Annotated in this window: 26 protein-coding genes; 8 read left to right on the forward strand and 18 right to left on the reverse strand. The window is 64.8% G+C overall.

All coding sequences use genetic code 11. From position 1 onward, the window contains the following. Positions 1–18 precede the first annotated feature (18 nt). The 5 genes from PU724_RS05225 to PU724_RS05245 form a co-directional block, all read right to left on the reverse strand. Entirely contained in the window at positions 19–498 is a 480-nt protein-coding gene (locus PU724_RS05225; protein WP_354420645.1) for a molybdenum cofactor biosynthesis protein MoaE, read from the reverse strand. A 4-nt stretch (positions 499–502) separates the two neighbouring features. Then, entirely contained in the window at positions 503–760 is a 258-nt protein-coding gene (moaD, locus tag PU724_RS05230; RefSeq protein WP_127283677.1) for a molybdopterin converting factor subunit 1, read from the reverse strand. A gap of 1 nt (position 761) precedes the next feature. Beyond that, positions 762–1,358 carry a CDP-diacylglycerol--glycerol-3-phosphate 3-phosphatidyltransferase gene (gene pgsA / locus PU724_RS05235; protein WP_127283678.1) on the reverse strand — a complete coding sequence of 199 codons (597 nt, stop codon included), beginning with the start codon at positions 1,356–1,358 and terminating at the stop codon, positions 762–764. Positions 1,359–1,460: 102 nt separating this feature from the next. Further along, positions 1,461–3,551, reverse strand: a complete 2,091-nt coding sequence (uvrC, locus tag PU724_RS05240; protein ID WP_354420648.1) for an excinuclease ABC subunit UvrC — start codon at positions 3,549–3,551, stop codon at positions 1,461–1,463. Next, positions 3,548–4,309 carry an SDR family oxidoreductase gene (locus PU724_RS05245; protein ID WP_354420650.1) on the reverse strand — a complete coding sequence of 254 codons (762 nt, stop codon included), beginning with the start codon at positions 4,307–4,309 and terminating at the stop codon, positions 3,548–3,550. Before PU724_RS05245 ends, uvrC begins: the two co-directional genes overlap by 4 nt. 414 nt (positions 4,310–4,723) lie before the next feature. Here PU724_RS05245 and PU724_RS05250 point away from each other — a divergent pair, with 414 nt between their 5' ends. Beyond that, positions 4,724–5,371, forward strand: a complete 648-nt coding sequence (locus tag PU724_RS05250; RefSeq protein ID WP_127283681.1) for an outer membrane protein — start codon at positions 4,724–4,726, stop codon at positions 5,369–5,371. 96 nt (positions 5,372–5,467) lie between these two features. On the opposite strand, the gene PU724_RS05255 is transcribed toward PU724_RS05250, so the two are convergent. Continuing rightward, complete coding sequence (locus PU724_RS05255) at positions 5,468–5,887, reverse strand: GFA family protein (protein ID WP_354420652.1); 420 nt, start codon at positions 5,885–5,887, stop codon at positions 5,468–5,470. 80 nt (positions 5,888–5,967) lie between these two features. After that, positions 5,968–6,309 (reverse strand): TfoX/Sxy family protein, encoded by a 342-nt coding sequence (locus PU724_RS05260; RefSeq protein ID WP_354420654.1) that lies wholly within the window; start codon positions 6,307–6,309, stop codon positions 5,968–5,970. Between the two features lie 308 nt (positions 6,310–6,617). Between PU724_RS05260 and PU724_RS05265 the strand changes: the two genes are divergently transcribed. Beyond that, positions 6,618–7,277 carry a hypothetical protein gene (locus PU724_RS05265; protein ID WP_354420656.1) on the forward strand — a complete coding sequence of 220 codons (660 nt, stop codon included), beginning with the start codon at positions 6,618–6,620 and terminating at the stop codon, positions 7,275–7,277. A 98-nt stretch (positions 7,278–7,375) separates the two neighbouring features. Here PU724_RS05265 and PU724_RS05270 read toward each other — a convergent pair whose 3' ends face one another. From PU724_RS05270 to PU724_RS05280, 3 genes are all read right to left on the reverse strand, one after another. Beyond that, on the reverse strand, positions 7,376–7,972 hold the full coding sequence (locus PU724_RS05270; protein WP_354420658.1) for a glutathione S-transferase: 597 nt from the start codon (positions 7,970–7,972) through the stop codon (positions 7,376–7,378). A gap of 270 nt (positions 7,973–8,242) precedes the next feature. Next, positions 8,243–8,623 (reverse strand): hypothetical protein, encoded by a 381-nt coding sequence (locus PU724_RS05275; RefSeq protein ID WP_187331186.1) that lies wholly within the window; start codon positions 8,621–8,623, stop codon positions 8,243–8,245. Between the two features lie 633 nt (positions 8,624–9,256). Next, positions 9,257–9,787, reverse strand: a complete 531-nt coding sequence (locus PU724_RS05280; RefSeq protein WP_354420660.1) for a DinB family protein — start codon at positions 9,785–9,787, stop codon at positions 9,257–9,259. A 63-nt stretch (positions 9,788–9,850) separates the two neighbouring features. Here PU724_RS05280 and PU724_RS05285 point away from each other — a divergent pair, with 63 nt between their 5' ends. Then, positions 9,851–10,474, forward strand: coding sequence for a TetR/AcrR family transcriptional regulator (locus PU724_RS05285; protein ID WP_354420662.1), 624 nt, complete (start codon positions 9,851–9,853; stop codon positions 10,472–10,474). A 7-nt stretch (positions 10,475–10,481) separates the two neighbouring features. Here the strand turns inward: PU724_RS05285 and PU724_RS05290 are convergent, their stop codons facing one another. From PU724_RS05290 to PU724_RS05320, 7 genes are all read right to left on the reverse strand, one after another. Continuing rightward, the gene (locus tag PU724_RS05290; RefSeq protein ID WP_354420664.1) at positions 10,482–11,318 is read right to left on the reverse strand and encodes an EamA family transporter; all 837 of its coding nucleotides are present in this window, start codon (positions 11,316–11,318) and stop codon (positions 10,482–10,484) included. Beyond that, complete coding sequence (locus PU724_RS05295) at positions 11,315–11,896, reverse strand: TetR/AcrR family transcriptional regulator (RefSeq protein ID WP_354420666.1); 582 nt, start codon at positions 11,894–11,896, stop codon at positions 11,315–11,317. The genes PU724_RS05290 and PU724_RS05295 overlap by 4 nt, the downstream gene beginning before the upstream one ends. A 181-nt stretch (positions 11,897–12,077) precedes the next feature. Beyond that, positions 12,078–12,692, reverse strand: coding sequence for a LysE family translocator (locus PU724_RS05300; RefSeq protein ID WP_354420668.1), 615 nt, complete (start codon positions 12,690–12,692; stop codon positions 12,078–12,080). A gap of 113 nt (positions 12,693–12,805) precedes the next feature. Further along, positions 12,806–13,258, reverse strand: a complete 453-nt coding sequence (locus PU724_RS05305) for a hypothetical protein (RefSeq protein ID WP_127392423.1) — start codon at positions 13,256–13,258, stop codon at positions 12,806–12,808. Positions 13,259–13,450: 192 nt separating this feature from the next. Then, positions 13,451–14,299, reverse strand: a complete 849-nt coding sequence (locus PU724_RS05310) for a 23S rRNA (adenine(2030)-N(6))-methyltransferase RlmJ (protein ID WP_354420670.1) — start codon at positions 14,297–14,299, stop codon at positions 13,451–13,453. Positions 14,300–14,306: 7 nt separating this feature from the next. Continuing rightward, positions 14,307–14,930, reverse strand: coding sequence for a hypothetical protein (locus PU724_RS05315; RefSeq protein WP_354420672.1), 624 nt, complete (start codon positions 14,928–14,930; stop codon positions 14,307–14,309). Between the two features lie 16 nt (positions 14,931–14,946). Further along, a complete protein-coding gene (locus tag PU724_RS05320) occupies positions 14,947–15,642 on the reverse strand; it encodes a TetR/AcrR family transcriptional regulator (RefSeq protein ID WP_354420674.1) in 696 nt (231 codons plus the stop codon). 85 nt (positions 15,643–15,727) lie between these two features. On the opposite strand from PU724_RS05320, the gene PU724_RS05325 reads away from it, so the two are divergent. The 3 genes from PU724_RS05325 to galE all read left to right on the forward strand — a co-directional run bounded on the left by PU724_RS05325 (position 15,728) and on the right by galE (position 19,254). After that, positions 15,728–16,207 (forward strand): carboxymuconolactone decarboxylase family protein, encoded by a 480-nt coding sequence (locus tag PU724_RS05325; RefSeq protein ID WP_187331187.1) that lies wholly within the window; start codon positions 15,728–15,730, stop codon positions 16,205–16,207. A gap of 936 nt (positions 16,208–17,143) precedes the next feature. Beyond that, the gene (locus PU724_RS05330; RefSeq protein ID WP_245478165.1) at positions 17,144–18,172 is read left to right on the forward strand and encodes a UDP-glucuronic acid decarboxylase family protein; all 1,029 of its coding nucleotides are present in this window, start codon (positions 17,144–17,146) and stop codon (positions 18,170–18,172) included. After that, positions 18,169–19,254: a UDP-glucose 4-epimerase GalE gene (galE, locus tag PU724_RS05335; RefSeq protein WP_292104367.1), complete on the forward strand. Its 1,086-nt coding sequence runs from the start codon at positions 18,169–18,171 to the stop codon at positions 19,252–19,254. Before PU724_RS05330 ends, galE begins: the two co-directional genes overlap by 4 nt. Positions 19,255–19,447: 193 nt before the next feature. Here the strand turns inward: galE and PU724_RS05340 are convergent, their stop codons facing one another. After that, positions 19,448–19,996, reverse strand: coding sequence for a DUF995 domain-containing protein (locus PU724_RS05340; protein ID WP_354420676.1), 549 nt, complete (start codon positions 19,994–19,996; stop codon positions 19,448–19,450). Between the two features lie 349 nt (positions 19,997–20,345). On the opposite strand from PU724_RS05340, the gene PU724_RS05345 reads away from it, so the two are divergent. Together PU724_RS05345 and PU724_RS05350 are read left to right on the forward strand one after the other, a co-directional pair. Further along, positions 20,346–21,272 (forward strand): lysylphosphatidylglycerol synthase domain-containing protein, encoded by a 927-nt coding sequence (locus PU724_RS05345; RefSeq protein ID WP_292351293.1) that lies wholly within the window; start codon positions 20,346–20,348, stop codon positions 21,270–21,272. A gap of 44 nt (positions 21,273–21,316) precedes the next feature. Then, entirely contained in the window at positions 21,317–22,312 is a 996-nt protein-coding gene (locus tag PU724_RS05350) for a glycosyltransferase family 2 protein (protein WP_407045988.1), read from the forward strand. Positions 22,313–22,379 lie beyond the last annotated feature (67 nt).

A 22,379-nucleotide genomic window follows, 5' to 3' on the forward strand; every position in this document is an offset into this window, starting at 1 on the left:
CATGGCCACGGGATGGATTTAGTCGGTCGGCTTCGTCCAGCGGCTGGCCGCCTCGTCGTCGGCCTCCTTGGCCTCGACCCAGCCGCCCTCGGAGCCGTCGGCATGATGCTCCTTCTTCCAGAACGGCGCGCGCGACTTCAGATAATCCATGAGGAAATTCGCCGCTTCGAAGGCCGCCTGGCGGTGGGCTGAGGCAGCCACCACCAGCACGATGTTCTCGCCGGGCGCGATCCTGCCGTGACGGTGGATGACGGTCAGCCCCTGCAACGGCCAGCGTTCGATCGCCTCGGCGGCGATGCGGCCGATCTCGGCCTCGGCCATGCCGGGATAGTGCTCGAGCTCGAGCGCCGAAAGCGCCCCCTGCTCATCGCGGCAAAGGCCGGAGAAGGTGACCACGGCGCCGATGTCGGCACGCCCCTTGGTCAGCCCGGCAATCTCGGCGGCGACGTCGAAATCCTGCGCCTCGATGCGCACGGTCGGCCGCACAGCGCCGGGCATGGTTTCAGCCTCCGGTCATCGGCGGGAACAGCGCGATCTCGCGCGCGCCGGCGATCTTCTCGCGGTGACCGACATGTTCCTGATTGATGGCGACGCGGATGACGTCGGGAAACTGCAGCGCGTTCTCGTACTCCTCGCCGCGCGACTTCAGCCAACGCAGCAGGTCGGCCACCGTCTCGATGCCAGCTGGAAGTTCGACATCCTCCTCCGGCTTGCCGATCCGCTCGCGCACCCAGGCGAAATAGATGAGCTTGGTGGCCATCTCACTCGTCCATGATGTGCTTGAGGCCGGCGCGGAAATAATCGTAGCCGGTGTAGAGCGTCACCAGCGCCGCGATCCACAGCAGCACCAGCCCGGTCTGGGTGGTCAGCGGGAAGATCTTGTCGCCGGCGGGACCCGCCAGCAGGAAGGCGATGGCGACCATCTGGATGGTGGTCTTCCATTTGGCGAGCTGGGTGACGGGCACCGAGACCTTGAGGGCCGCCAGATACTCGCGCAGGCCCGAGACCAGGATCTCGCGGCACAGGATGATGATCGCCGCCCACAGCGACCAGCCGGCGATGCCGGCATGGCGGTCGGTATCGGCGGCAAGCAGCAGCAGGCAGGTCGAGACCAAAAGCTTGTCGGCAATCGGGTCGAGCATCTTGCCGATGTTGGAGGTCTGCTGCCAGGCACGCGCCAGATAGCCGTCGAAATAATCGGTGATGGAAGCGAGCAGGAAGATGGCCAGCGCCGACCAGCGGGCGAAGTCGGAAGACTTCAGATGGCCCTCGAGGAAAAAGCACAGCACCACCAGCGGCACCGCGATGATGCGGGCGTAGGTGAGGATATTCGGCAGGTTGAACGCGCGCTGGGCCATCTTCTCGGGAACTCTTTCTGCCTGCGTACTCAAATCAGAAGGGAATGTGGGGGGTCAACAGGGCAGATTCGATTGGTCAGCCGAAAATAGGTGCAAGAATGGTCAGCTGTCATGAAAATGGTTGTAAACCAGCTTCGCCATCTGCTCGGAGATGCCGTCGACCTTGACCAGATCCTCGACCGCGGCACGGCTGACCGCCTTGGCGGTGCCGAAATGCAAAAGCAGCGCCCGCTTGCGGCCGGGGCCGATGCCGGCGATCTCGTCGAGCGGGCTCTTGACCATCTCCTTCTTGCGGCGGGCGCGGTGCGAGCCGATGGCGAAGCGGTGCACCTCGTCGCGCAGGCGCTGGACGAAATAGAGCACGGGATCGCGCACCGGCAGGGTGAAGGAGTCCCTGCCCCGGACGAAGAAGCGCTCGCGGCCGGCGTCGCGATCCTGGCCCTTGGCGATGCCGATCGCGGCGACGCGGTCCTCGATGCCGAGATCGGCGAGGATCTTGCGCACCGCCGTCATCTGGCCCTGGCCGCCGTCGATCAGGATGACGTCGGGCCAGGCCGGGAAGGCTCCATTGCCGCCGACAAGATCGTCGGCCGTTTCGTCCTCGACTTCGGCAGCCGCCACCTCGCTTGAGGGCTGGACATCGCCATGCTCCTTCAGCAAGCGCGAAAAACGCCGCTCCATCACCTCGCGCATCATGCCGAAATCGTCGCCAGGCGTGATCTCGGTCGAGCGGATGTTGAATTTGCGGTACTGGTTCTTCACGAAACCTTCGGGCCCGGCAACAACCATGGCGCCGACGGCGTTGGTGCCCATGATGTGCGAGTTGTCGTAGACCTCGATGCGCACCGGCGGCTTGGCCAGGCCGAAGGTCTCGGCAAAGCCGGTAAGCAGGCGCGCCTGTGTCGAGGTTTCGGCCAACCGTCTGCCGAGCGCCTCGCGCGCGTTCTGCAGCGCGTTGTCGGTCAGGTCCTTCTTCTCGCCGCGCTGCGGCACCGAGATAGACACCTTGCGGCCGGCGCGGGTCGAGAGCGCCTCGGCGAGCAGTTCCTGCTCCTCGACGGCAAGCGAGAGCAGGACGGCGCGCGGCGTCGGCTTGTCGTCGTAGAACTGCGCCAGGAACGAGCCCAGCACTTCCGATCCCTCCAGCGCCGGGTCGGCCTTGGGGAAATAGGCTCGGTTGCCCCAGTTCTGGCCGGTGCGGAAGAAGAACACCTGGATGCAGGTCTGGCCGCCCTCCTGGTGGATGGCGAAAACGTCGGCCTCCTCGACGGTTTGCGGGTTGATGCCCTGATGCGCCTGCACATGCGACAGAGCGGCCAGCCGGTCGCGATAGATGGCGGCGCGCTCGAAATCGAGCTCCTCGGACGCCTGCTGCATGGCGGTCGAGATCTCGGTCTTCACCTTCAGGCTGCGGCCGGAGAGGAAATCCTTCGCCTCGGCGACCAGCCCGGCATAGTCCTCATGCGAGATCTCGCCGGTGCACGGACCGGCGCAGCGCTTGATCTGATAGAGCAGGCACGGCCGGGTGCGGTTCTCGTAGAAGGAATTGGTGCAGCTTCTCAGAAGAAAGGCGCGCTGCAGCGAGTTGATGGTGCGGCCGACCGCGCCGGCCGAGGCAAAGGGGCCGAAATAATCCCCTTTTCGCGAGCGCGCGCCGCGATGCTTGTAGATGCCGGGCGAGACATGGTCGCCGGTCAACAGGATGTAGGGGAACGATTTGTCGTCCCGCATCAGCACGTTGAAGCGGGGTCGCAGCCGCTTGATCAGGTTCGCCTCGAGCAGCAGCGCCTCGATCTCGGTGCGGGTGACGACGAACTCCATCGTCGCGGTCTCGCGCACCATGCGCCCGATGCGCAGCGTGTGGAAGCGCCCTTGCGCGTAGTTGGTGACGCGCTTCTTCAGGCTGCGCGCCTTGCCGACATAGAGCACATCGCCGGCAGCGTTCATCATGCGATAGACGCCGGGCGCGTTGGGCAGCCGCTTGACCAGCGTCTGGATCACCTCGGCGCCGACCATGCCGTCGGCGTCTCCGGCATGCGGCGTCCAGTCTATGGCGGTGAAGGCGACGTCCGGTCCGGCCGGGACGGCTTCCGGCTCCACGATCTCCTCGGCCGCATCGTCCTCGAGATCGATCTCGGGGGGCAGGTCGTCGGCAGCGCCGCGCGTCTTGTGTTTTTGCTCTGCGGGACTCATTCCACCATGCCTGTCACATCGGGCGTCTGCCACGCAAGATGCTGGCCGCCGTCGAGCGCGATCATCTGGCCGGTGACCGAGCGCGCTTGCCAGAGATAGCGGATGGTAGCGCCGAATTCGGTCAAATCCGGGCCACGCTTGAGGATCAGCCCGTCGAGCTGCGCGGCGAAATCATCATCGTCCTGGCGGACACTCTTCAGCGTCGGGCCGGGGCCGATGGCGTTGACGCGGATGCGAGGCCCGAGCGCCTGCGCCAGCATCTCGGTTTGCGTCCACAGCGCCGACTTCGACAGCGCATAGGAGAAATAGCGCGGCGTCGGGCGCCAGACGCGCTGGTCGATGATGTTGACGATCAGCCCGTCCTCGCCTTCCGGCAGGGCGCGGGCGAAATTCTGCGCCAGCAGCGCCGGCGTCTTCACATGGATGGCGAAGTGGCGGTCCCAAGCCTGCCAATCGAAATCCTCGACACTGTCGTCGACGAAAAGCGAGGCATTGTTGACGAGCAGCGTGACGGGGCCAAGCGCCGCCTCGGCGTGGCCGACGAGATCGCCGACCGCATCCATGTCGGTGAGGTCGGCGGCGACGACCGCGGCGCGGCCGCCCTTGCCCCTTATCTGTTCCGCCAGCGCCTCGGCCTCGGCGCCCGAACGGTTGGCGTGGATGGCGACCGCGAAGCCGTGTGCCGCCAGATCCTCGACGATCGCCTTGCCGATCCGTTTTGCGCCACCGGTCACCAGCGCCGTCGCGGTCTTGGTCATCTGTCAATCCTCAATCGGCGCCTCGATTCCGCCAGCCGGCACATTATGACCGGCCGAGGGGTTAAACGCCGTTTCCACCTGGGGCGGGAATGTGGCGAAGCGGCCTCGCCGCAACCTTTGCGTGATCCGGATTCGCGCCGGCAGGATCGCAATATAGGATGCTCGACTCCTTGTACCAAGCCGCGTGCAGCGCAGCATGAAAGCGCTGCTGACATTTCGCTGTTGCGAAGATGCAACGTCACGGTTCAGCCTCATTCGCGCCGGGGAATGACCCAAGTTCAGGTTCGCTTCAGCCGCATTTCGACACGACATTCGGAACCGTTGAGCGCCGGGTCCGTTTATCCCCCCGGACGGGTCTTGGGGTGCTCATGAACAACAAGCCTACGTGTCCTGTGGCTTAAGGAGTAAAGAACAATGCAAGCCAATCTCAAATTCGCACGGCCGCTGGCTGTTGCCCTCGGGCTCTTCGCCCTCGGCGGTACCGCTTACGCAGCCGACGTCGTCTCTGAAGAGCCGCCGGCGCCCGCCCCGGTCGCCGAACTCCCCGTCGCTTCCTGGGCCGGTCCGTATCTCGGTCTGAGCGCCGGCTACGGCTTCAGCGGCCATGCCGACGTTTCCGGCGGCCCCGACATCAAGACCAAGGGCTTTGTCGGCGGCGTCTTCGGCGGCTACCAGTGGCAGCAGGAGAACTTCGTGTACGGTGCTGAAGCCGATCTCGGCTACAACGGCGTCAAGGGTTCCAGCGCCGGCGTCGAAGCCAAGGGCGGCCTGGACGGCTCGCTGCGCGCTCGCCTCGGTTATTCCGTGACTCCGGAAATCCTGCTCTACGGCACCGGCGGTCTTGCGGCCAAGAACCAGAAGATCGACGACGGCGTCTCCAGCGACAGCAAGGCAATGCTCGGCTGGACGGCTGGTGTCGGCACCGACATCAAGATCACGGACAACGTGTTCGGCCGTGTCGAGTACCGCTACACCGACTACGGCGACAAGGACTTCGACAATGTCGGCAACGTCAAGTCGAAGGACAACCGCGTCACCTTCGGCGTCGGTATGAAGTTCTAAGTCGTCGAAGCCACGACACGAAAAAGCCGGGCCCTCGCGCCCGGCTTTTTTTGTGCCTGCACTTCAACGGATGCGGCCCCCGCACCTATCAACTTGTCATGTGCCTGGTCGATCGGCTGGCTTTTCCTGGAAGCCGTCATGGGCGGGTATCGATGGCAGCCGATCGAGCCATTTCATCCGCGATCGCGTCAAGACCTGCGCATCGGGCTGGTAGTCGTCCGGATTGGTCATGGTGGCGGCGTGAACGTGGATCTCGCGAGGCCATCTGTCGGAGCGGAAATAGAGCCTCGTGCCGCAGGCCGGACAGAACCCGCGAAAGGTGTTCGGGCTGCTTTCGAAGTGCCTGATCTCGCCGGTCCAGGTCACCTGCTCCGGCCGCATGCCCAGGAAGGCCGTCAGCGGGGCGGACGTGGCGCGCCGACAATCGGCGCAGTGACAGACCAGATTGCGCGTGATGTCCCCGGAATAGGTCCAGGTGACCGCTTCGCACATGCAACGTCCCGTCAGAAACGCCATCGCAATCCTCCCGCCGGCCGCGTTGCCGAGCCGGTTCACGACACCAGTCGATGCAGCCCAAGATAGGCTGCTCCATCAGCTCACATTCGCTTCTTTGCGACCTTGGCTGGCTTCGATTTCGGCGGCAGCGTCTCGACGAAGGCCAGCGCGAGATCGAGCCAGCTGGCGAGATCGGCTGCGCTCGCGGTGCCTTCCGGCGCGACGTGGACGTAACCCTCCATCCCGCGCCCTCCCATTTCCATCGGGCGCGCATGCGGACGGGCGACCGCCGCTTCATGCGCCGCCTTGCCGACGCGAACCAGCAGCCCGCGTTTCGAGGTGCCAATCAGCATGTTGCCGTTGAGCATGAAGCAGGTGCCGCCGAACATCTTCTGTTCGGTGAAGGCGCGCCGGCCAAGGGCTGCACGCAGGCGCTCGACCATGGGATCTGGCGCGACGCTGGTTTTGGTGACTGACTTCGCCTGCTCAGCCCTCCGCGAAATGCGCGGCGTCAAGCAAGCATGAAAGCATGAGGAGATTCAAGCCGGAAGCAAGGGCGGAATTCTCGATCCACCCGGCGACGGAAGGCGTTTCCAAAGGCTGCAATTATTCTTGACTTAAAATCATCTTAATCTAAGGCGAGCCACCAAGCCAACGGCGCGTCCCCACCTGGGCGGCCTCAGCCAAAGTCATTCAACAAAAGAGACGTTCCCGGTCGGCGGGCACGCGCGAATGTCATTTGGCGGGCAACATGAACGGTCCTGAAATCTTCATCGTCTCACCGGTCACACTGGCCTCTTACGCCCGAACCTGCCTCAGGCTGGTTCATTTTGCGGGTCTGACTTTGGGGTTCGGAGGGGCCGTCTTCCTCGATCTCATGTTTTCACGCTACCGAAAGACCCCGGTGACGACCGAACTCGCCGACAATGTGGAGTGGGTCAGCAAGTTCGTGGCTCTGGGACTCGGTCTGCTTTGGGTCTCGGGGCTGGGATTCCTCGTGCTGTATCACTTCGCCGAGCCGGAAAAACTGACGAACCCGAAGATCTGGGCAAAGGTCGTGATCGTTGCGATCCTTACCCTCAATGGCGTCGCCATCCACAAACTGGTCATACCTTTTGTGCGTCAGCGGATCGGCAGCCAACTCCTTGTCGGCATGACACCCCGCATGCACAGCACTTTGGTTGGTTGCGGCGTCGTCTCCCTTGTGTCCTGGACGATGCCCGTAGTGCTCGGCACGGCGCCGCAACTGAACTTCGTCGTTCCGTGCGCGCTTATCCTGGCCGGATACGCGGCAGTTCTCGGACAGGCGTTTCTGATCGCAAACTTCTTGCTGCGTCGCGCCTCGGGGAACATCTCGGTCCCGGCGTCGTCGACGCCGGGCGAGCCTGATCCAGGTCTTGCCCCTTCCTGAAAAGGCTCGCAATGCAAGGCAGTTCAGGAAAGGCGTGTCACAGAGCGACCATGACGGTCACTCTCCACACAAGCGTCCCACCGGGGAGATCGCAGTTCTCAGCCTGGCACTGCCGGCTTCAGTTCCGGGAACTTCTCGTCGAAGCGCGCCGCCCAGCGGGTCAGCCGGCCGCGGCCCTTTTCCCATTTGCCGGCGAAGCGCAGCGCCAGATAGCCGAGCGTGGCGCGCAGCGCCATCTGGCCGGCGGTGATCTTCTTCGGCAGCTTCGGCGGGTTGGCGTTGAGCAGGTCGAGTGCGGTGGTGATCTTCGCCCACTGGCGATCGAGCCAGGGCTGATAGACCATCTCTTCCGGCCGCGTGCGCCGCTCGTAGACCATCGACAGCGCGCAGTCGCAGATGCCGTCGGCAAGCGCCTCCAGCACCTCGGCCTCGAGCCGCTTGTCGGGATTGCGCGGGAACAGCGCGTTCTTCGATAGGCGATTGAGGTGCTGGGTGATGGCGCGGCTGTCGTAGATCGAGCGGCCGTCGTCGAGGACCAGCACGGGGATCTTGCCGAGCGGATTGGCGCCGATCAATTCGGCCGGCTTCTCCTCGGTCTTCACCGGCACGAGGTCGATGGCGATGCCGGCATAGAGCGCGGCCATGCGGACCTTCGAGCTGTAGGGAGAGGTGGAGGCGTAGAGCAGCTTCGGCATGGTCGGGTTCCTGATTGTCTGCGCGCACTGTTGACCGATCATGGTCGGCAAGACAACGGCCAGTGTCGCGAAACCGGACAGCCAATGCGCCGGCAACGAATTGCTGCCGAAGCCGGACAACAAAAAAGCTCCCGGAAGTTTGCCGACGGCAAAGTCCCGGGAGCTTTAGGGGGAGCGTGCGCTCCAGCTTCGCCAGCGACGCCGAACCGGCGAGAGGGGCGCCGACGGCACCCGCCCTCACCTGTCCTTGTCGCGAGCGAAGCTACGCGATCACTTCTTGGCGGCCGGCTTCTTTGCCGGAGCTGCCTTCTTCACTGCAGACGCCGACTTGGCGGCGGCCGCCTTCATCGGTGCCTTGGCGGCGGGCTTGGCCGCTGCCTTGGCTGCAGGCTTCTTGGCGGCAGGCTTCGCTGCCTTGGCGGCAGGCTTCGCTGCTGCCTTGGCTGCGGGCTTCGCCGCTGCCTTGGCGGCGGGCTTGGCCGCGGCCTTGGCGACCGGCTTCTTGGCGGCGGGTTTCGCCGCTGCCTTCGCCGGAGCCTTGGCGGCTGCCTTCGGCGCTGCCTTCTTCACTGCGGGTTTCGCGGCAGCCTTCGGTGCCGCTTTCTTTGCCGGCGCTTTCGCCGCCGGCGCCTTGCTTGTCGTCTTTGCCATGCGATGCCCCTTGCGTTTTGCCGGCGATCGTCAGTGATCCGGCATGCTCATGCATATCTGACTCGCGGCTTTCTAGCCAGCGAAGCATTACACTGAATTTCGCAGATTAAATTTCGGTTACGGCGAAAGCATGCTCGCAATGATCGGCACTAAAGTGCGCAGAGATTCTTCGCAGCTCGCCGCGAACTTCCGCGAGAGAAATTTGAAGCCTCGCGACTCATGCGATCTTCTCGTCAAGCGCGGGAACTCCTAGCTATGGCGGCGGTCGTGCGCGTTCACGCTAAGAGCTGTCGTATCGGCTTGCTTGATAGAGCGACTGCAGAACAACTTAAAACTTAATGCGAGCTTTTAGCTCGTATATGTTCTGCCCGAACTAAGTGGCGGTGAAGCAGCATTCACTGCAGGACAACGCCACTCTCTGTGCCACCGACTTTCGTCACTCGGCAAGCCAAACCGTTGGCTTTCCGTTCGCTACACGGTACCGGTCCTCAACTCCTCACTTGGGGGAGATTGGCGGTCCCGCCGGCTTTCGTCAGTCGCCAATGCTGCAGGATTGAATGGCGCGCGAAGGAATGGACTTGTCTGCCACCTCGCGCAGCCGCTTTCCCCTTGAAAAGTAAGGCTTTCGGGCCGTCACAGCCCAGCCGGCTCGCACACCTTATGCAGCCTTCGCGACGGCTCGGTCCGATGGAGATAGACGGCAAATGTGTCCCAGGGCGGCGTGACTGCGATTTGCGCGAGGATGCGGCCGATCTCGCCGCGATGATAGCCGCCGTGGATGACGACATGGGTCAGCATTTCCTGGCGCGACATCATCGCCTTGTCGCCATCGGTGAAGGCGAACGGCATCGGCTCCGAGAGTAGATTAGGCGAGACGGTTTGCAGATAGTCGCGATACCAGCGATCCATCGCCGCGACATCGCCGTGCAACGTGTCGAGCGACGGCGTCTCCTCGGTGTTGTCGGAGGCAAAGCCGTGTTGCGTGCCGGAAAGATGCGCGGCGAATATCTTCGAGACGACAAGGTTGTGGTTGAGGAGACGGATCGCTGCGTGGCGCTCCTTCGCGTGCGCATCCGGGTCGAGGTGAGCGAGCTTCTCCAGCAGTTCGTTGTTGGCCCAAGCCTGATAGGCGAAGAGGCTGCGAAGCAAGTCAAGCGCGCTCATGGCCGGTGTTCCTTTTTTCAAAATGTGAGTATGTTGTTTATATTTTCGCGAGGTGGAGCAAACATGTCTACTCGCATTGCAAAGCCGCGCATGCGCATGCGTAAGGTGCCGCGCCAGGCGCGTTCGCGGGCAACCGTCGAGGCGATCATCGAGGCAGGTGCTCATGTTCTGAGCGAGCTCGGATGGGCCGGCTTCACCACCAACAAGGTGGCCGAGGCGGCCGGCGTCAGCATCGGCTCGCTCTACCAATATTTTCCCGACAAGCTGTCGCTGCTCGAAGCGATCCGGCGCCGCCATTTCGATCAGGTGCTGTCGGTGATCGCCGAATCAGCCGAAGGCGGCAAACCGCTCAGGCGATTCGCGCAGGAGCTGGTGCGCGGCATGATCGAGGCGCACAGCATCCATCCGACGCTGCATCAGGTGCTGCTCGACGAGGTGCCGGGCGACCGCGGCTCGCGCGCCGCGCATGCCTCGTTCCAGGCCCGCTATCTCGAACACTACACGGCCGCCGTGGCGCAGTATCGCCGACGCCGGAAAGACGTCGAGACGATCGCGCGCGTGCTGTCGTCGGCGGTCGAGGGCGTGATTCACAATGCGGCGCGACGCGACATGCTGGACGCGCCGGAGCTTCGCAAGCAGCTGGTCGAGCTGATCTGCGCTTACCTCTCCGCCACGCGGACGGGATGATCGCCGCTCACGCCTGATAGCCGAGGCAGAAGGCGCCGAGCGCGACGACGGCGCAGGCGCCGACGCGGCGCGGCGTCAGTTGCTCGCCGAGGAAGAACCGGCCGATCAAGGCGGCGAAGACGACGCTGGTTTCGCGGATGGCGGTGATCGGGCCGGCGGGGCCGAGCGCGAAGGCGGCCACCACCACGCCGTAGGCGAGGAGCGCGAACAGGCCGCCGGCCAGCGCCTTGCGGGTTTCCGGCGCGCTGAAGTCGACGATGAGCCTGCCGCGCAGCATGACGAAGGTGGCCGGCAGCAGGGCGCCGTAGATCAGCAGCGTCCAGGCGGTGTAGGCGCCGCTGTCGCCGGCGGCGCGGACGCCGATCGCATCGACGGTCGCGTAGGCGGCGATGATCGCGCCCGTCGCCAGCGCGTAGAGGATCGACGTCGTCGATGCCCTTCCCTTGCCGAGCGACAGTCCCATGATGCCGCAGGCGACCAGCGCGACGCCGGCGATCTCCGGCGTGGTGAGATGCTGGCCGGCCATGAGGAAGCTGCCAAGCGTAACCATCAACGGCACGCTGCCGCGCACGATCGGATAGACCTGCCCCAACTCGCCATAGCGGTAGGCGGCGACAAGGAACACGCTGTAGCCGACCTGCAGGCCGGCCGAGAGCACGACATAGGGCCAGGCGGCCGCGGCCGGAAGCGCGTGAAAAGGCGCCATGGGAATGGCGATGAGCGTGCTGGAAAAGCTCATGACCGTGATCGTCCACAGCCTGTCGGCCCCCGTCCGCAGGAAGGCGTTCCAGCTGGCATGCAGGATGGCGGCGAACAGCGCCAGCCCGATGACCGCCGCGCTCATTGCCGCCCCCACGCGCCCGCGATGATGGCGGCCGCTGCCTTGCGGGCATTGCCGATGGCGGCGTCAGCCTCGCCCATCTGCGCCAGCAGCGTCGCCCCCTCGATCAGCATCAGCAGCGCCGCCGCGGCGCCCTCCGCCCGCTCCGGCGGCAGCGTCTGCTCGAGGATCGCCTGCATGCGCGACCTCAGGCCATTCTTCTGGCGGGCGACGGCCTTGAACACCGGATGCGTGGGATCGCCGAACTCGGCCAGCGCATGCGCGAACAGACAGCCATGGAAATCGGCGCTGCGGAACCAGCGCTCGTGCCAGTCGAGGATCGTCGCGATTTTTTGCCTGGGCGTCGCGGCTGCGGTCGCGAGCCGGTCGAGTTGGCGCTCGAAACGGCGGGCGCGATGATCCAGCACCGCGACGATCAACTCGTCCTTGCTCGGGAAATTCCGGTACATCGTCATCTTCGCGATGTCAGCCTCGGCGATGATCCGGTCGATGCCGGTGGCATGGAAGCCGTCGCGCTTGAACAGCGCATAGGCGGTGTCGACAACGTGCTGGCGTTTGGCCGAGGTGCGTGCGGGTGCCATGGCATCACCTGGTGATGAGACAGGTCTGTCTCTTTTCTAGGACGTGAGCGTACCTATGTCAACCGGCGTGTCGGCGCGATGGCTCGGGGACACAGACTATGGACTCACAGTTCGGGTCCGCGATGGCCAATCAGAGGCGAGCACCCGCCTTCCTGGCCGGGAGCCGGCGGTCAGCGCTGCTTCAGCGCGTGGCGACCACGGCCACGCCGGCGCCGATCATCGCGCCACCGGCGGCGCGGTTCACGCAGCGCACGACGGCGGGCGTCCGCAGCAGGCCGCGGGCGCGGCCGGCGAGAAGCACATGCCCGCCGATGACTACCGCCTCCACGACCAGGATCACCATCGCCAGCACGCCGAGATGACCGGGTGCGAGCGATGCGCCGACCACGTTCGGCAGCAGCGCCACATAGAACAACGGCATCTTCGGATTGCCGAGATTGAGCGCGACGCCGGTGGCGAAGGTCGCCAGCAGGCCCCGCCGGCCGGAGACGGGCTGCAGGTCGGGCACCACTGGCACGGCAGTCCACAGCCTGATGCCCATCCAGATCAGATAGGCCGCGCCGCCATAGCGCAGCATGGTCATGACGATCGCCATCTTGGCGGCGATGATCGACAGGCCGAAGGCGGCGAGCGCCAGGAAGATGAGGATGCCGACCACCGTGCCCGCGCCGTAGGCGATGCCTGACGCGGCTCCATTGGAGAGGGTGCGGGCGACGATCGTCATATTGTCCGGACCGGGGCTCGCGGCAAAGACGAAGAAGGCCGCCGCGAAGGCAAGCAGGGTCGCAATGTCCATGAAGACTCGCGAGTGTGATCAATCGCTCTCGGGAGATCAGGTTAGCCGATTTGCCACGCGGCGAAAGCCGGCAAAGCCGGATCTTCGCTATGACAACCGCGCTTGCGCCTGGCTCAGCGCAGCACGCGGCAGCGGCCGTTATAGACCATCCAGCGGTCGAAGCCCGAAACGCAGAATTCGACATTGTCGCCGATCGAGGCAAAGCCCTGGCCTTCCTCGATCAGGTACCAGATGGTGCGGGCGCGGCCGTCGGACAGGCTGACCGTGGCGCCGCAATAGCGGCGGCCGATCGGCCATTCCTCGCTGGCCGGCAGGTAGCGGTGCTGGTGGATGCGGCTGAAATCGGTGATCGCGACATCGGGCAGATGCGGCACGTGGCGCACCTGATAGGCGAAGCGATTGGTGATCTTGTTCAGCACCCAGGCCTCGCCGCAGATGCCGCCGTCCTCCTCGGAATAGACGGCGAGGTCAGCGGCATGCGCCGCCTGGGTGAAGCCGAGCGACGTGGCCAGCGGCGTGCAGAGCGAAATCAGGGCGGCAAGAGCGGAACGAGCGAAGCGAGTCATGGCAGCCTCTCAAGGTCGATTGCGCGCACTGTGCGGATTCGCCGCTCAACGGTCAAGCGGTTGCGCTGGCAATGGTTTCCAAGGCATGGCCAGCGGCATCGGCGGTCGATCGTCAGTCCTCACAAGGCACCGCGAGGCCGAAGCCGGCGACGCCTTCTCGCTTGGTTAGCGCCGGCCCTGCCTGGGGGCAAGCTACTCGCCCGCCAGCCAGTCAATCGTCCAGCGCGACGGCTGCGCGACCGCCATCGCCTTGTGCAGGGCCGGCAGCATCAGGCGCAACTCGCTTTCCAGCGTGAAGGGCGGGTTGACCACCACCATGCCGGTGCCGTCGAGGCTGGGCTCGGCTGATGCCGGCCGGATCTCGAAGCCGATGTCGAGCAGCTTGGGGATGCTGGCATTCTTCAGCGACGCCCTGAAGGCAGCGACCGCGTTGCGGTCCTTGATCGGATACCAGAGCGCATAGATGCCGCCCGGCCAGCGCCTGTGCGCCTTCGACAGCCCGTCGACGAGGCGGGCGAACTCCCCCTCCTCCTCGAAAGGCGGATCGACGAGCACCAGGCCGCGTTTCTCCTTCGGCGGCAGATGCGCGCCGAGCGACAGCCAGCCGTCGAGTTCAATCACCCTGGTCTGGAAATCGCCGGCGAAGACTGCCTTGAGCCGCTCCGCGTCCTGCGGATGCAGTTCGATCGCCGTCAGCCGGTCCTGCTTGCGCAGCAGGTGCCTGGCGATCAGAGGCGAGCCGGGATAGTTCTTCACCCCGCCTTCGGGGTTCACGGCGCGAACGGCCTCGAGGTAGGGCGCCAGCAGGGCGGCGACCCTGGTATCCAGATCCGCGCCCACCAGCCGGCCGATGCCGCCCAGCCATTCGCCGGTCTTCTGCGCTTCAACCGACGACAGATCGTAGCGGCCGATGCCGGCATGCGTGTCGATGACGCGAAAGGCCTTGTCCTTCTGCTTCAGATAGTCGAGCAGTCGCGTCAGCACGGCATGCTTGACGACATCGGCGAAATTGCCGGCGTGGTAGGCGTGGCGGTAATTCATAACGGGCTCAATTCGACGCGCCGCCGCGGCCCCAGCGCGGCGGTGGCGGCTGCGAATTCGGGTTCTGCGGCCGGCCGCCGCGACCGCCGAACGCGAAGGAAAGCACCAGCCCGATCAAGCCGGCTGCCATCAGCGCATAGCCGGCCAGCCGCGCCCGCCCGTCGATCGCGCCGGCCTCTGCGCGCAGCACGAGATCCACCGCGCGTATCGGGATGTCCTCGGCATCGCCCGGACCGACGGTAAAGAGATAGGGGCCGGCGCTGACCGTCTGGATCACGCCCGCCTCGTCGCGGAAGATCTTGTCCGGCAGTTGCGGGCTTGCCTGGCGCGGATTGTCGGAGTGGTTGAACTGGAGCGTCGAGGCGAGCTCGGTGCGGCCGCCCGTGGCGGCGGTCAGCGTCAGCACGGTGCGCTGCTGCGAGACGATGCGTTCGGCCCGAGCTGTGAGATCGACCAGCACCCGCAGCGGCGCGTCGCGCGCGGCAAGCGGGATCGTCACCGGCCGGAAGCGGCCTTGCTCGTAGACCCGCCAGGTGCCGATCTCGTGGCCGGAGAAATTGCTCATCGCCCAGGGATAGAGGACGCCGATGGCGACGCCGGCGAGGAGAACAAGAACGAAGAGGAAGCGCATCGAAGGCCTTGGCTAGCTAATTCCTGTGGCCGCGATCGCTTCCAGCTTTTGCGGTCGCGGCCCGGGCACCATCGCGAATCCGCTCCATCTCGTCCAGCAGCATCTCCAGGCCGAGATCGAAGGTCTTGTCGAAACCGGTGGTGCCGAAATAGGCCCCGGCCGCCACGACGCTGGGAAAATCCCGCGCCATCTCCTCGCTGCTGACGGTGGTGACCGCCGACGGGCCCTTGGCATAGCCGGCGGTCTCGTCGAGGATCGCCCCCATCAGGTAATAACCAGCGGCACGGAACAGCCGGGCGCTGAGCTCGGGCCCGAAGCCGCCCGCCTCGAACAGGCCGATGATGCTGTTCAGCTTGGCCAGACATGGCGGCGAGTTCATGCGGTAGACGACGATGAACGGCGCGAAGGCCGGATGCTCGGTCGCGACGCGGCGGAACTCCTGCATGCCGACGCGGACCCGTTCGCGCCAGGGCAGGCCGTCGCCGGGGATCACCAGCGCGTTCATCTGCCGGTCGACCAGCGCCTCATAGAGATGCGCCTGCGAAGGATAGTGATGATAGATGCTCATCGCCTCGCAGCCGAGCGCCGCGGCGAGTTTTCGCATCGAAAAGCCGGAAAGGCCCTCCCGTTCGATCACCTCGAAGGCGGCGTCCTCGATCATCTCGCGGGACAGCCGGCCGCGCGCTCGCTTTTTTTTGATCGATGAGTCCATGGCGTCGCTTGACAGCTTACACTGTAAGGTTCATTTTCTGCCCTACCTTACATCGTAAGGCTAACAAACACCAGAGGAGAAAAACATGTCGGCCCGTCGCACGCTTTCGATCACACAGTCCTCCCTTCGCCTTGCCTCCGCATCCATGCTGGCTACCGCTTGCGCGCTGACCCTGACCCTGGCCTCGGCGCCCGCCCAGGCCGACGACTACGACGCCACCATCAAGGACATCCAGTCGACCATGGGCGGCGTGCCAAGCTTCGTGAAGCAGTTCCCGAAGGCCGGTCTGCCCGGCGCCTGGGCCGAGGTCAAGGCCATCGAGCTCAGCGACAAGACGGCGCTGCCGCCCAAGGTCAAGTCGCTGATCTCGCTGGCGGTCGCCGCCCAGATCCCGTGCAACTACTGTATATGGTCGGACACGCAGGACGCCAAGCGCGCCGGCGCCACCGACGAGGAGATCCAGGAGGCTGTGGCGATGGCTGCGCTAACCCGCCACTGGAGCACGATCTTCAACGGCATGCAGGTCGATTTCGAGCAGTTCAAGAAGGAAATGGGCGGCGAATAGGAGAAGGAATGGGGCGGCAGGCGGCCCGCCGGCAGCAAGGATCTGGTTGATCGACAAGGCCCGTCATCGGCGGGCCTTGCTTGCTGCCGCCGACGGCTACCGCGCTCTTCCTCCAACTCGCGCGGCGCGGCATGCTGCGCCCTTCGGTCGCCGGATCAAGCTCGGCCGTTCAATGCATCCCAGAGTGGCAGACCTCACGCCGTCCCGGTTGAAACCGGGCCGCGGCGCCCGGATGACGGGCACGCCCGCCTGCCCGGCGAGATATGCGGCAGTCGCCGTCCGGCGCCGTCGCGCCTGTTTGCGATCCGGGCGAGTGCTGACAGAAATCGCGCCAACTCTTTACCGACATGGAACGGAGCCTGGTCAAGAAAACCTGTATTTCCCAAGATTGAGCAAAGCACATCCGCAGCGCACGGAAAGACAGACACCCGCTGCATTTGCCGGTTCGATAAGTCGACACCTTCAAGTCCGCTGGCACCTTCGCCAACAAGCTTTGCGAGGCTCCCAGAGAGCCTGCCTCGCCGGGGGCCGCAGCCGATTTCGCCCACCATTCCGGACCGGCAGGCAGCCCGATTCGTAAGGCGCATGATTAACCAATCACCAATGTATGAGGTTAACGGATCGCTAATTTAGTTGACTACAATCGCCATAGGTATATTTTTATATGCGTTGGGTGTGCAATTTGGGCGAGCAAGATCGGCGATGGTGGCAACCAGACGCGTGATCGCGATTCACGGGGCATAGCGGGCTGAGCGGCAACCAATAAGCCGTACGGCACTGCTCCCGCAAACTCAGACGTTTTTACGCACATCATGGGTGATGACGCCTCGGCTCACGCTGAGGGTCGCTACTGTTTCGGGACTTGGTCGAGCAACGCTCTTGCTCGGCCGGGGTGGTGGTGCGCGTGCTGCGTAAGGGGGAGTCATGAGCAGGGTGATGAAGGTCGTGAAGCTCGACCCAAGGGGTGGTCGCAAGGGTGCCAATACCGATCGCGGCCGGGCGCTGGTCGCTGGCGGCGCCGGGTTCCTGGGTTCGCATCTGTGCGAGAGACTGCTGCATGACGGATACGAGGTCGTCGTCCTCGACAACTTCCACACCGGAAAGCGCTACAACCTCAACGGCATGCATCGCGATCCGTTCTTCACCTGCATCAAGCACGACATCGTCGACGCCTTGCCGATGGATCTCGCCGTCGACGAGATATACAATCTCGCCTGCCCCGCCTCTCCGCCGCACTATCAGGCCGATCCGATCCATACATTCAAGACGAGCGTGCTGGGCTCCATCAACCTTCTGGAACTCGCCCGGCGGCACAATGCCAAGATCTTCCAGGCTTCGACGTCGGAGATCTATGGCGACCCGCTGGTGCACCCGCAGCCCGAAAGTTATTTCGGCAACGTCAACACGCATGGCCCGCGCTCCTGCTATGACGAGGGCAAGCGCTCGGCCGAGACGCTGTTCTTCGACTATTCGAGGACATACGGCATCGACGTGCGCGTCGCGCGCATCTTCAACACCTATGGCCGCCGCATGCAGCCCGATGACGGGCGCGTGGTATCGAACTTCATCGTCCAGGCGCTGCGCGGCGAAGACATAACCGTCTACGGCAGCGGCATGCAGACGCGCTCGTTCTGCTACGTCGACGACCTCATCGAAGGCTTCATCCGGCTGATGAACGCCCCAACCTCGCCCGCCCATCCGGTCAATCTCGGCAACCCCGTCGAATTCACCATCATGGAACTGGCAGAGTTGGTCATCGACTATACGAATTCGCGCTCGCGGATCGTGCACCGGCCGCTGCCGGTCGACGACCCCAAGCAACGCAAGCCGGACATCTCCTTCGCCAGGCAGCATCTCGACTGGGAGCCGAAGATCAGCCTGAGAGAAGGGCTCGCCCATACCACGCAGTACTTCGACGCCTTGCTCGGCAGTCGCCGGCCCGTCAAGGAGGCTGTCACGTCATGAAACGCCGCCCGATCCTGGTGACAGGTGGGGCCGGATACATCGGCAGCCACACCTGCAAGCTCCTGTCGGAGGCGGGCTACCTGCCGGTGGCGTACGACAATCTGAGCCGCGGCAATGAGGGATCCGTCGCCTGGGGTCCTTTGATCGTCGGCGACGTCCGCGATCGTCGGACGCTCGAGCGGGCGATCACGACCCGCCGGCCGCAGGCGATCATCCACTTCGCCGCGCTCGCCTATGTCGGGGAGTCGGTCAGCGAGCCGGCCGACTATTATTCGACCAACGTGGCGGGAACGATCGCGGTGCTCGACGCGGCGCGCGCAAACGGCATCGACAACATCATCTTTTCCTCGAGCTGCGCGACCTACGGCGTGCCGGCGTCGCTGCCGGTCAGCGAGACCTCGCCGCAGCGCCCGATCAGCCCCTATGGCCGCACCAAGCTGATGGGCGAAGAGATCATCCGCGACTATGCCTCGGCCTATGGCATGAAGTACGCGATCCTGCGCTATTTCAACGCCTGCGGCGCCGACCCGGACGGCGAGCTTGGCGAATGGCACACCCCCGAGACCCATCTCCTGCCGAGGGTGCTGATGGCTGCGTCCGGCATGATCGATGCGATCGAGGTCTTCGGCACCGACTACGACACGGCGGACGGCACCTGCGTGCGCGATTATATCCACGTCAGCGATCTTGCCCGTGCCCACCTGAAGGCGCTCATGCATCTGGAAGCGGGCGGCGACAGCCTGTCGGTCAATCTCGGCACCGGCCGCGGCGTTTCCATCAGGGAGATCCTGGAAACGGTCGCCCGGATGACGGCGCGACCGGTTCCGGTCGTCTACCGGCCGCGGCGTCCCGGCGATCCGGCCGAGCTCTATGCCGATCCGAGCCTGGCGCGCGAGCAACTGGGCTTCGTGGCGGAACTGTCCGACATCGACACCATCGTCAGGACGGCCGCGCCCTTCTTCGGTCTCGGCCCGGCAATGCCGGCGCCCGCAATTTCCGCTCCGGATCCCGTGACAGCGCCGCGCACTGCTGCGCGGGCACCGGTAAATACCAGCCCACAAGGCTGGCAGTCGTCCCTGTGAGTAATGTGTCGGGGCGTGGGCTCGCTGAGTTGGGTTGAAAACTCGCTCAGCGGGCCTCTTCTTTTTGCTGATTGCTGAGGGAAGCTGACCCGGCGCCGACGGTCACGGTTTCCACCGAAACGGAGAACCGCTCTATCTCTTGTTTTGTCGCAATTCCGGACGGAAAACCGCCTCACGCGTTTCCTGGAATTGCTTAGCCCTTGGGATCCACCAGCTTGCGGGCCGTTTCGAACTCTATGTTCTTGGCGTCGCCTTCCTGGAACTTCCGGTGCTCCCCGGAAGCATCGTCCGAAGCGTGCTTGAAGCTGTACCAGCCGCCGTCCGGATCCTTGCGCTGCTCGACGTTGCCGTCCTGGATGCGATGGCTGAAGCAGGTGCGGATCGGCGTCGCGGCATAGGCCGTGGACCGCCAGACGAGCTCCATGCACATCTTGCCGTTGCTGGTCAGCAGCCATCTGCCTTCGGCGATGGAGGTCGAATCCGGTCCGGCGGTCCAGGCACGCAAACGCCGGTCCTGCGCGAAATAGGCGGCTCCATCCTGCCAGTTCCACGTGCGGTCGGCGTAGAACAGCTGCATCTCGAACGCCGTCGGAACGGTGGCGGTCTGGGTAGGCGCTCGATCCTTCGCGGCGGCCGTGTGCGCAACGCCGGCAAGCGCCATTTCGCTGCAGGCGACGAGGGCGATCAGCAAGGTGTGCCGCGCAAGCGGCCGGCCCCTTCCGGCTCGTTGAATTGTCGGCATGATAGACGGTCGCATGTCGGTGTTCGCCTCCCCGATCCGGCGCCAACACGCACACGCAAGCCTTCGCCCCAAAGGCATCGCAGTTGCCGCCCCCGCCTGCTATTAACCGCGAGGCAAGGAGCGGTGTCAATCGCCGTTGCCCACGGATCCACGACACCGTCTCGACGGGCGGGACCAAGCTTGTGGATTCGAACAGGCGGCTGGTCTATAGGAGCAGCCGCCATCACAAGGAGCCGCGACCTTTGGGCTTAGGGGCCGCGGACAATCGGCAAGGAACCCGATGCCGGGCATCTCGGATCCACCCGATGAGCCCACTGGAACGCGGCGGCGAAAGCCTGCGGAGAATTGGTTGAAACGAGCAATCTCGATAGTCGTTACCCTGGCGCTGCTGGCCTGGCTTGCCAGCGACGCGCGCTGGAAGATGGTGGGCGATGCCTTCGACCGCGTCACGCCAGCCACCTTCGTGGCTGTCGCCCTCGCTCTGTTCGTCACCTATGTGCTGCGGGCGCTGCGCGTCTGCGACGAATTCCGCGACGAGGTGCATGGTCGTTTCGGCGCCTGCCTGCGCGTCATCCTGATCCACAATGCGATGATCAACGTCGTGCCCTTCCGCGGCGGCGAGACCGCCTTTCCGCTGCTTTTGCGCCAGGTCTTCGGCATCTCGATCATGCGCGCCAGCGCCTCGCTTTTGTGGTTCAGGCTGCAGGACGCCTTCGTCGTCGGGATCCTCGCTTGCCTGGTCTGGCCAGGGTTGCACCCAGCGCTGAGAGCCGCGGGGATCGCGGCGCTGATCGCCGCCGCCTGGTACCTGCCGCGCTGGGCGCGCGCGCCGCATGACTGGGACGGGCGCGGCCGGCTGGTGGCCAAGCTCGGCCGCATTCGCGACATCTTCACCGAGGCGACCGGACGCTCGCGCTATGGCTGGTGGTGGACGGTCGCCAACTGGGCGCTGAAGCTTTCCGTTCAGGCCTGGCTGCTTGCGCTGATGCTGGGGACATCCTTCACGACCGCCTTTCCGGGCGTGGTCGGCGCCGAGGGCGCCGCCATCTTGCCGGTGCAGGGCGTTGCCGGCTTCGGCACCTATGAGGCGGGCGCGGCGGCGGCGCTGCTCACCTCCGGCATCGCCATGAAGAGCGGCCTGCAGGCGGCGCTGGCGCTGCACCTGTTCATCTTCGGCTCGGCGATTGCAACCGGCGCGATCGCCTGGCTGTTCCCCTCCAAATCGACGCTGCCGGAAAGTCCGGCGGCGGAACCTGCAAGGAAGCCCTCGCTATGAACCTGCTGCCCATCCCTGCGTCAGGTTTGCCCGACGGCGCGGTCATGCCGGAACATATGCTGTCGATCGTCGTGCCCATGTACAACGAGGCCGAGAATGTCGAGCCGCTGCTGGCGCGCATTCACCAGGCGATGGAGCACTATAGCCAGCCCTGGGAGGTCGTGCTCGTCGATGACGGCAGCACCGACGCGACGGCAAACGAAATCCGGCGCCTGGCGGCGCATTACGGGGCGCATGTGCATGCGGTCGAACTGGTACGCAACTACAAGCAAACCGCTGCCATGCAGGCAGGGCTCGATGCCGCGCGCGGCGACGTCATCGCCACCCTCGACGGCGACCTGCAGAACGATCCTTTCGACATACCGCGCATGGTCTACCGCCTGCTGACCGAGGACCTCGATCTCGTGGCCGGCTGGCGCAAGGATCGCCAGGAGGGCTTTTGGATGCGCCGGCTGCCCTCGCGCATCGCCAACAGGCTGATCGGGCGCGTCACCGGCGTGCGGCTGAAGGATTATGGCTGCAGCCTGAAGGTCTTCCGCGGCAGCGTCATCCGCAGCGTCCGGCTCTATGGCGAAATGCACCGCTTCATCCCGGCCTGGCTGGCGACGGTGACGACGCCGCGGCGCATCGCGCAGGAAGTGGTGACGCATCATGCGCGCATCTACGGCCAGTCCAAATACGGCATCTCGCGCACCTTCAGGGTCGTACTCGACCTGGTGTTCATGTACTTCTTCATGCGTTACCGCACCCGGCCCGGACATTTCTTCGGCGGTATCGGCATCGTGCTCGGCGCGCTGGGTTCGCTGGTGCTTGCCTATCTCTTCTGCGTGAAACTGTTCCTCGGCCAGGACATCGGCACGCGCCCGATGCTGTTCGCCGGCTTCTTCCTGCTCATCGCCGGAGTGCAGATGGTGACGTCCGGCGTGCTGGCGGAAATGCTGGCGCGCGTCTATCACGAGGCGAACGGGGCGTCGGCCTATGTTGCGCGGCCGCGGCCGGATGAACAGGAAAGTGACGGCTGGCGTCGCCCGGCGTCATGATTTGACCGGACTTCCATGGAACTTGCGCCAGCAATGATCCCGCCAATACGCAGGCGCGGCAGTGCGC

Origin of the sequence: Mesorhizobium abyssinicae, from assembly GCF_049887195.1 — a bacterium.
GTDB lineage: Bacteria > Pseudomonadota > Alphaproteobacteria > Rhizobiales > Rhizobiaceae > Mesorhizobium > Mesorhizobium abyssinicae.

What these genes read in the sequence shown, in the direction of transcription:
- PU724_RS05265 (WP_354420656.1), top strand. Translation starts at nt 6,618, where the DNA reads ATGAACGGTCCTGAAATCTTCATCGTCTCACCGGTCACACTGGCCTCT.
- PU724_RS05315 (WP_354420672.1), bottom strand. Translation starts at nt 14,930, where the DNA reads ATGCGCTTCCTCTTCGTTCTTGTTCTCCTCGCCGGCGTCGCCATCGGC.
- PU724_RS05225 (WP_354420645.1), bottom strand. Translation starts at nt 498, where the DNA reads ATGCCCGGCGCTGTGCGGCCGACCGTGCGCATCGAGGCGCAGGATTTC.
- PU724_RS05245 (WP_354420650.1), bottom strand. Translation starts at nt 4,309, where the DNA reads ATGACCAAGACCGCGACGGCGCTGGTGACCGGTGGCGCAAAACGGATC.
- PU724_RS05275 (WP_187331186.1), bottom strand. Translation starts at nt 8,623, where the DNA reads ATGGCAAAGACGACAAGCAAGGCGCCGGCGGCGAAAGCGCCGGCAAAG.
- PU724_RS05295 (WP_354420666.1), bottom strand. Translation starts at nt 11,896, where the DNA reads ATGGCACCCGCACGCACCTCGGCCAAACGCCAGCACGTTGTCGACACC.
- PU724_RS05255 (WP_354420652.1), bottom strand. Translation starts at nt 5,887, where the DNA reads ATGGCGTTTCTGACGGGACGTTGCATGTGCGAAGCGGTCACCTGGACC.
- PU724_RS05305 (WP_127392423.1), bottom strand. Translation starts at nt 13,258, where the DNA reads ATGACTCGCTTCGCTCGTTCCGCTCTTGCCGCCCTGATTTCGCTCTGC.
- PU724_RS05320 (WP_354420674.1), bottom strand. Translation starts at nt 15,642, where the DNA reads ATGGACTCATCGATCAAAAAAAAGCGAGCGCGCGGCCGGCTGTCCCGC.
- PU724_RS05330 (WP_245478165.1), top strand. Translation starts at nt 17,144, where the DNA reads ATGAAGGTCGTGAAGCTCGACCCAAGGGGTGGTCGCAAGGGTGCCAAT.
- PU724_RS05280 (WP_354420660.1), bottom strand. Translation starts at nt 9,787, where the DNA reads ATGAGCGCGCTTGACTTGCTTCGCAGCCTCTTCGCCTATCAGGCTTGG.
- PU724_RS05350 (WP_407045988.1), top strand. Translation starts at nt 21,317, where the DNA reads ATGCCGGAACATATGCTGTCGATCGTCGTGCCCATGTACAACGAGGCC.
- PU724_RS05285 (WP_354420662.1), top strand. Translation starts at nt 9,851, where the DNA reads ATGTCTACTCGCATTGCAAAGCCGCGCATGCGCATGCGTAAGGTGCCG.
- galE (WP_292104367.1), top strand. Translation starts at nt 18,169, where the DNA reads ATGAAACGCCGCCCGATCCTGGTGACAGGTGGGGCCGGATACATCGGC.
- PU724_RS05310 (WP_354420670.1), bottom strand. Translation starts at nt 14,299, where the DNA reads ATGAATTACCGCCACGCCTACCACGCCGGCAATTTCGCCGATGTCGTC.
- PU724_RS05290 (WP_354420664.1), bottom strand. Translation starts at nt 11,318, where the DNA reads ATGAGCGCGGCGGTCATCGGGCTGGCGCTGTTCGCCGCCATCCTGCAT.
- pgsA (WP_127283678.1), bottom strand. Translation starts at nt 1,358, where the DNA reads ATGGCCCAGCGCGCGTTCAACCTGCCGAATATCCTCACCTACGCCCGC.
- PU724_RS05300 (WP_354420668.1), bottom strand. Translation starts at nt 12,692, where the DNA reads ATGGACATTGCGACCCTGCTTGCCTTCGCGGCGGCCTTCTTCGTCTTT.
- moaD (WP_127283677.1), bottom strand. Translation starts at nt 760, where the DNA reads ATGGCCACCAAGCTCATCTATTTCGCCTGGGTGCGCGAGCGGATCGGC.
- PU724_RS05270 (WP_354420658.1), bottom strand. Translation starts at nt 7,972, where the DNA reads ATGCCGAAGCTGCTCTACGCCTCCACCTCTCCCTACAGCTCGAAGGTC.
- PU724_RS05340 (WP_354420676.1), bottom strand. Translation starts at nt 19,996, where the DNA reads ATGCCGACAATTCAACGAGCCGGAAGGGGCCGGCCGCTTGCGCGGCAC.
- PU724_RS05325 (WP_187331187.1), top strand. Translation starts at nt 15,728, where the DNA reads ATGTCGGCCCGTCGCACGCTTTCGATCACACAGTCCTCCCTTCGCCTT.
- PU724_RS05250 (WP_127283681.1), top strand. Translation starts at nt 4,724, where the DNA reads ATGCAAGCCAATCTCAAATTCGCACGGCCGCTGGCTGTTGCCCTCGGG.
- PU724_RS05260 (WP_354420654.1), bottom strand. Translation starts at nt 6,309, where the DNA reads ATGGTCGAGCGCCTGCGTGCAGCCCTTGGCCGGCGCGCCTTCACCGAA.
- uvrC (WP_354420648.1), bottom strand. Translation starts at nt 3,551, where the DNA reads ATGAGTCCCGCAGAGCAAAAACACAAGACGCGCGGCGCTGCCGACGAC.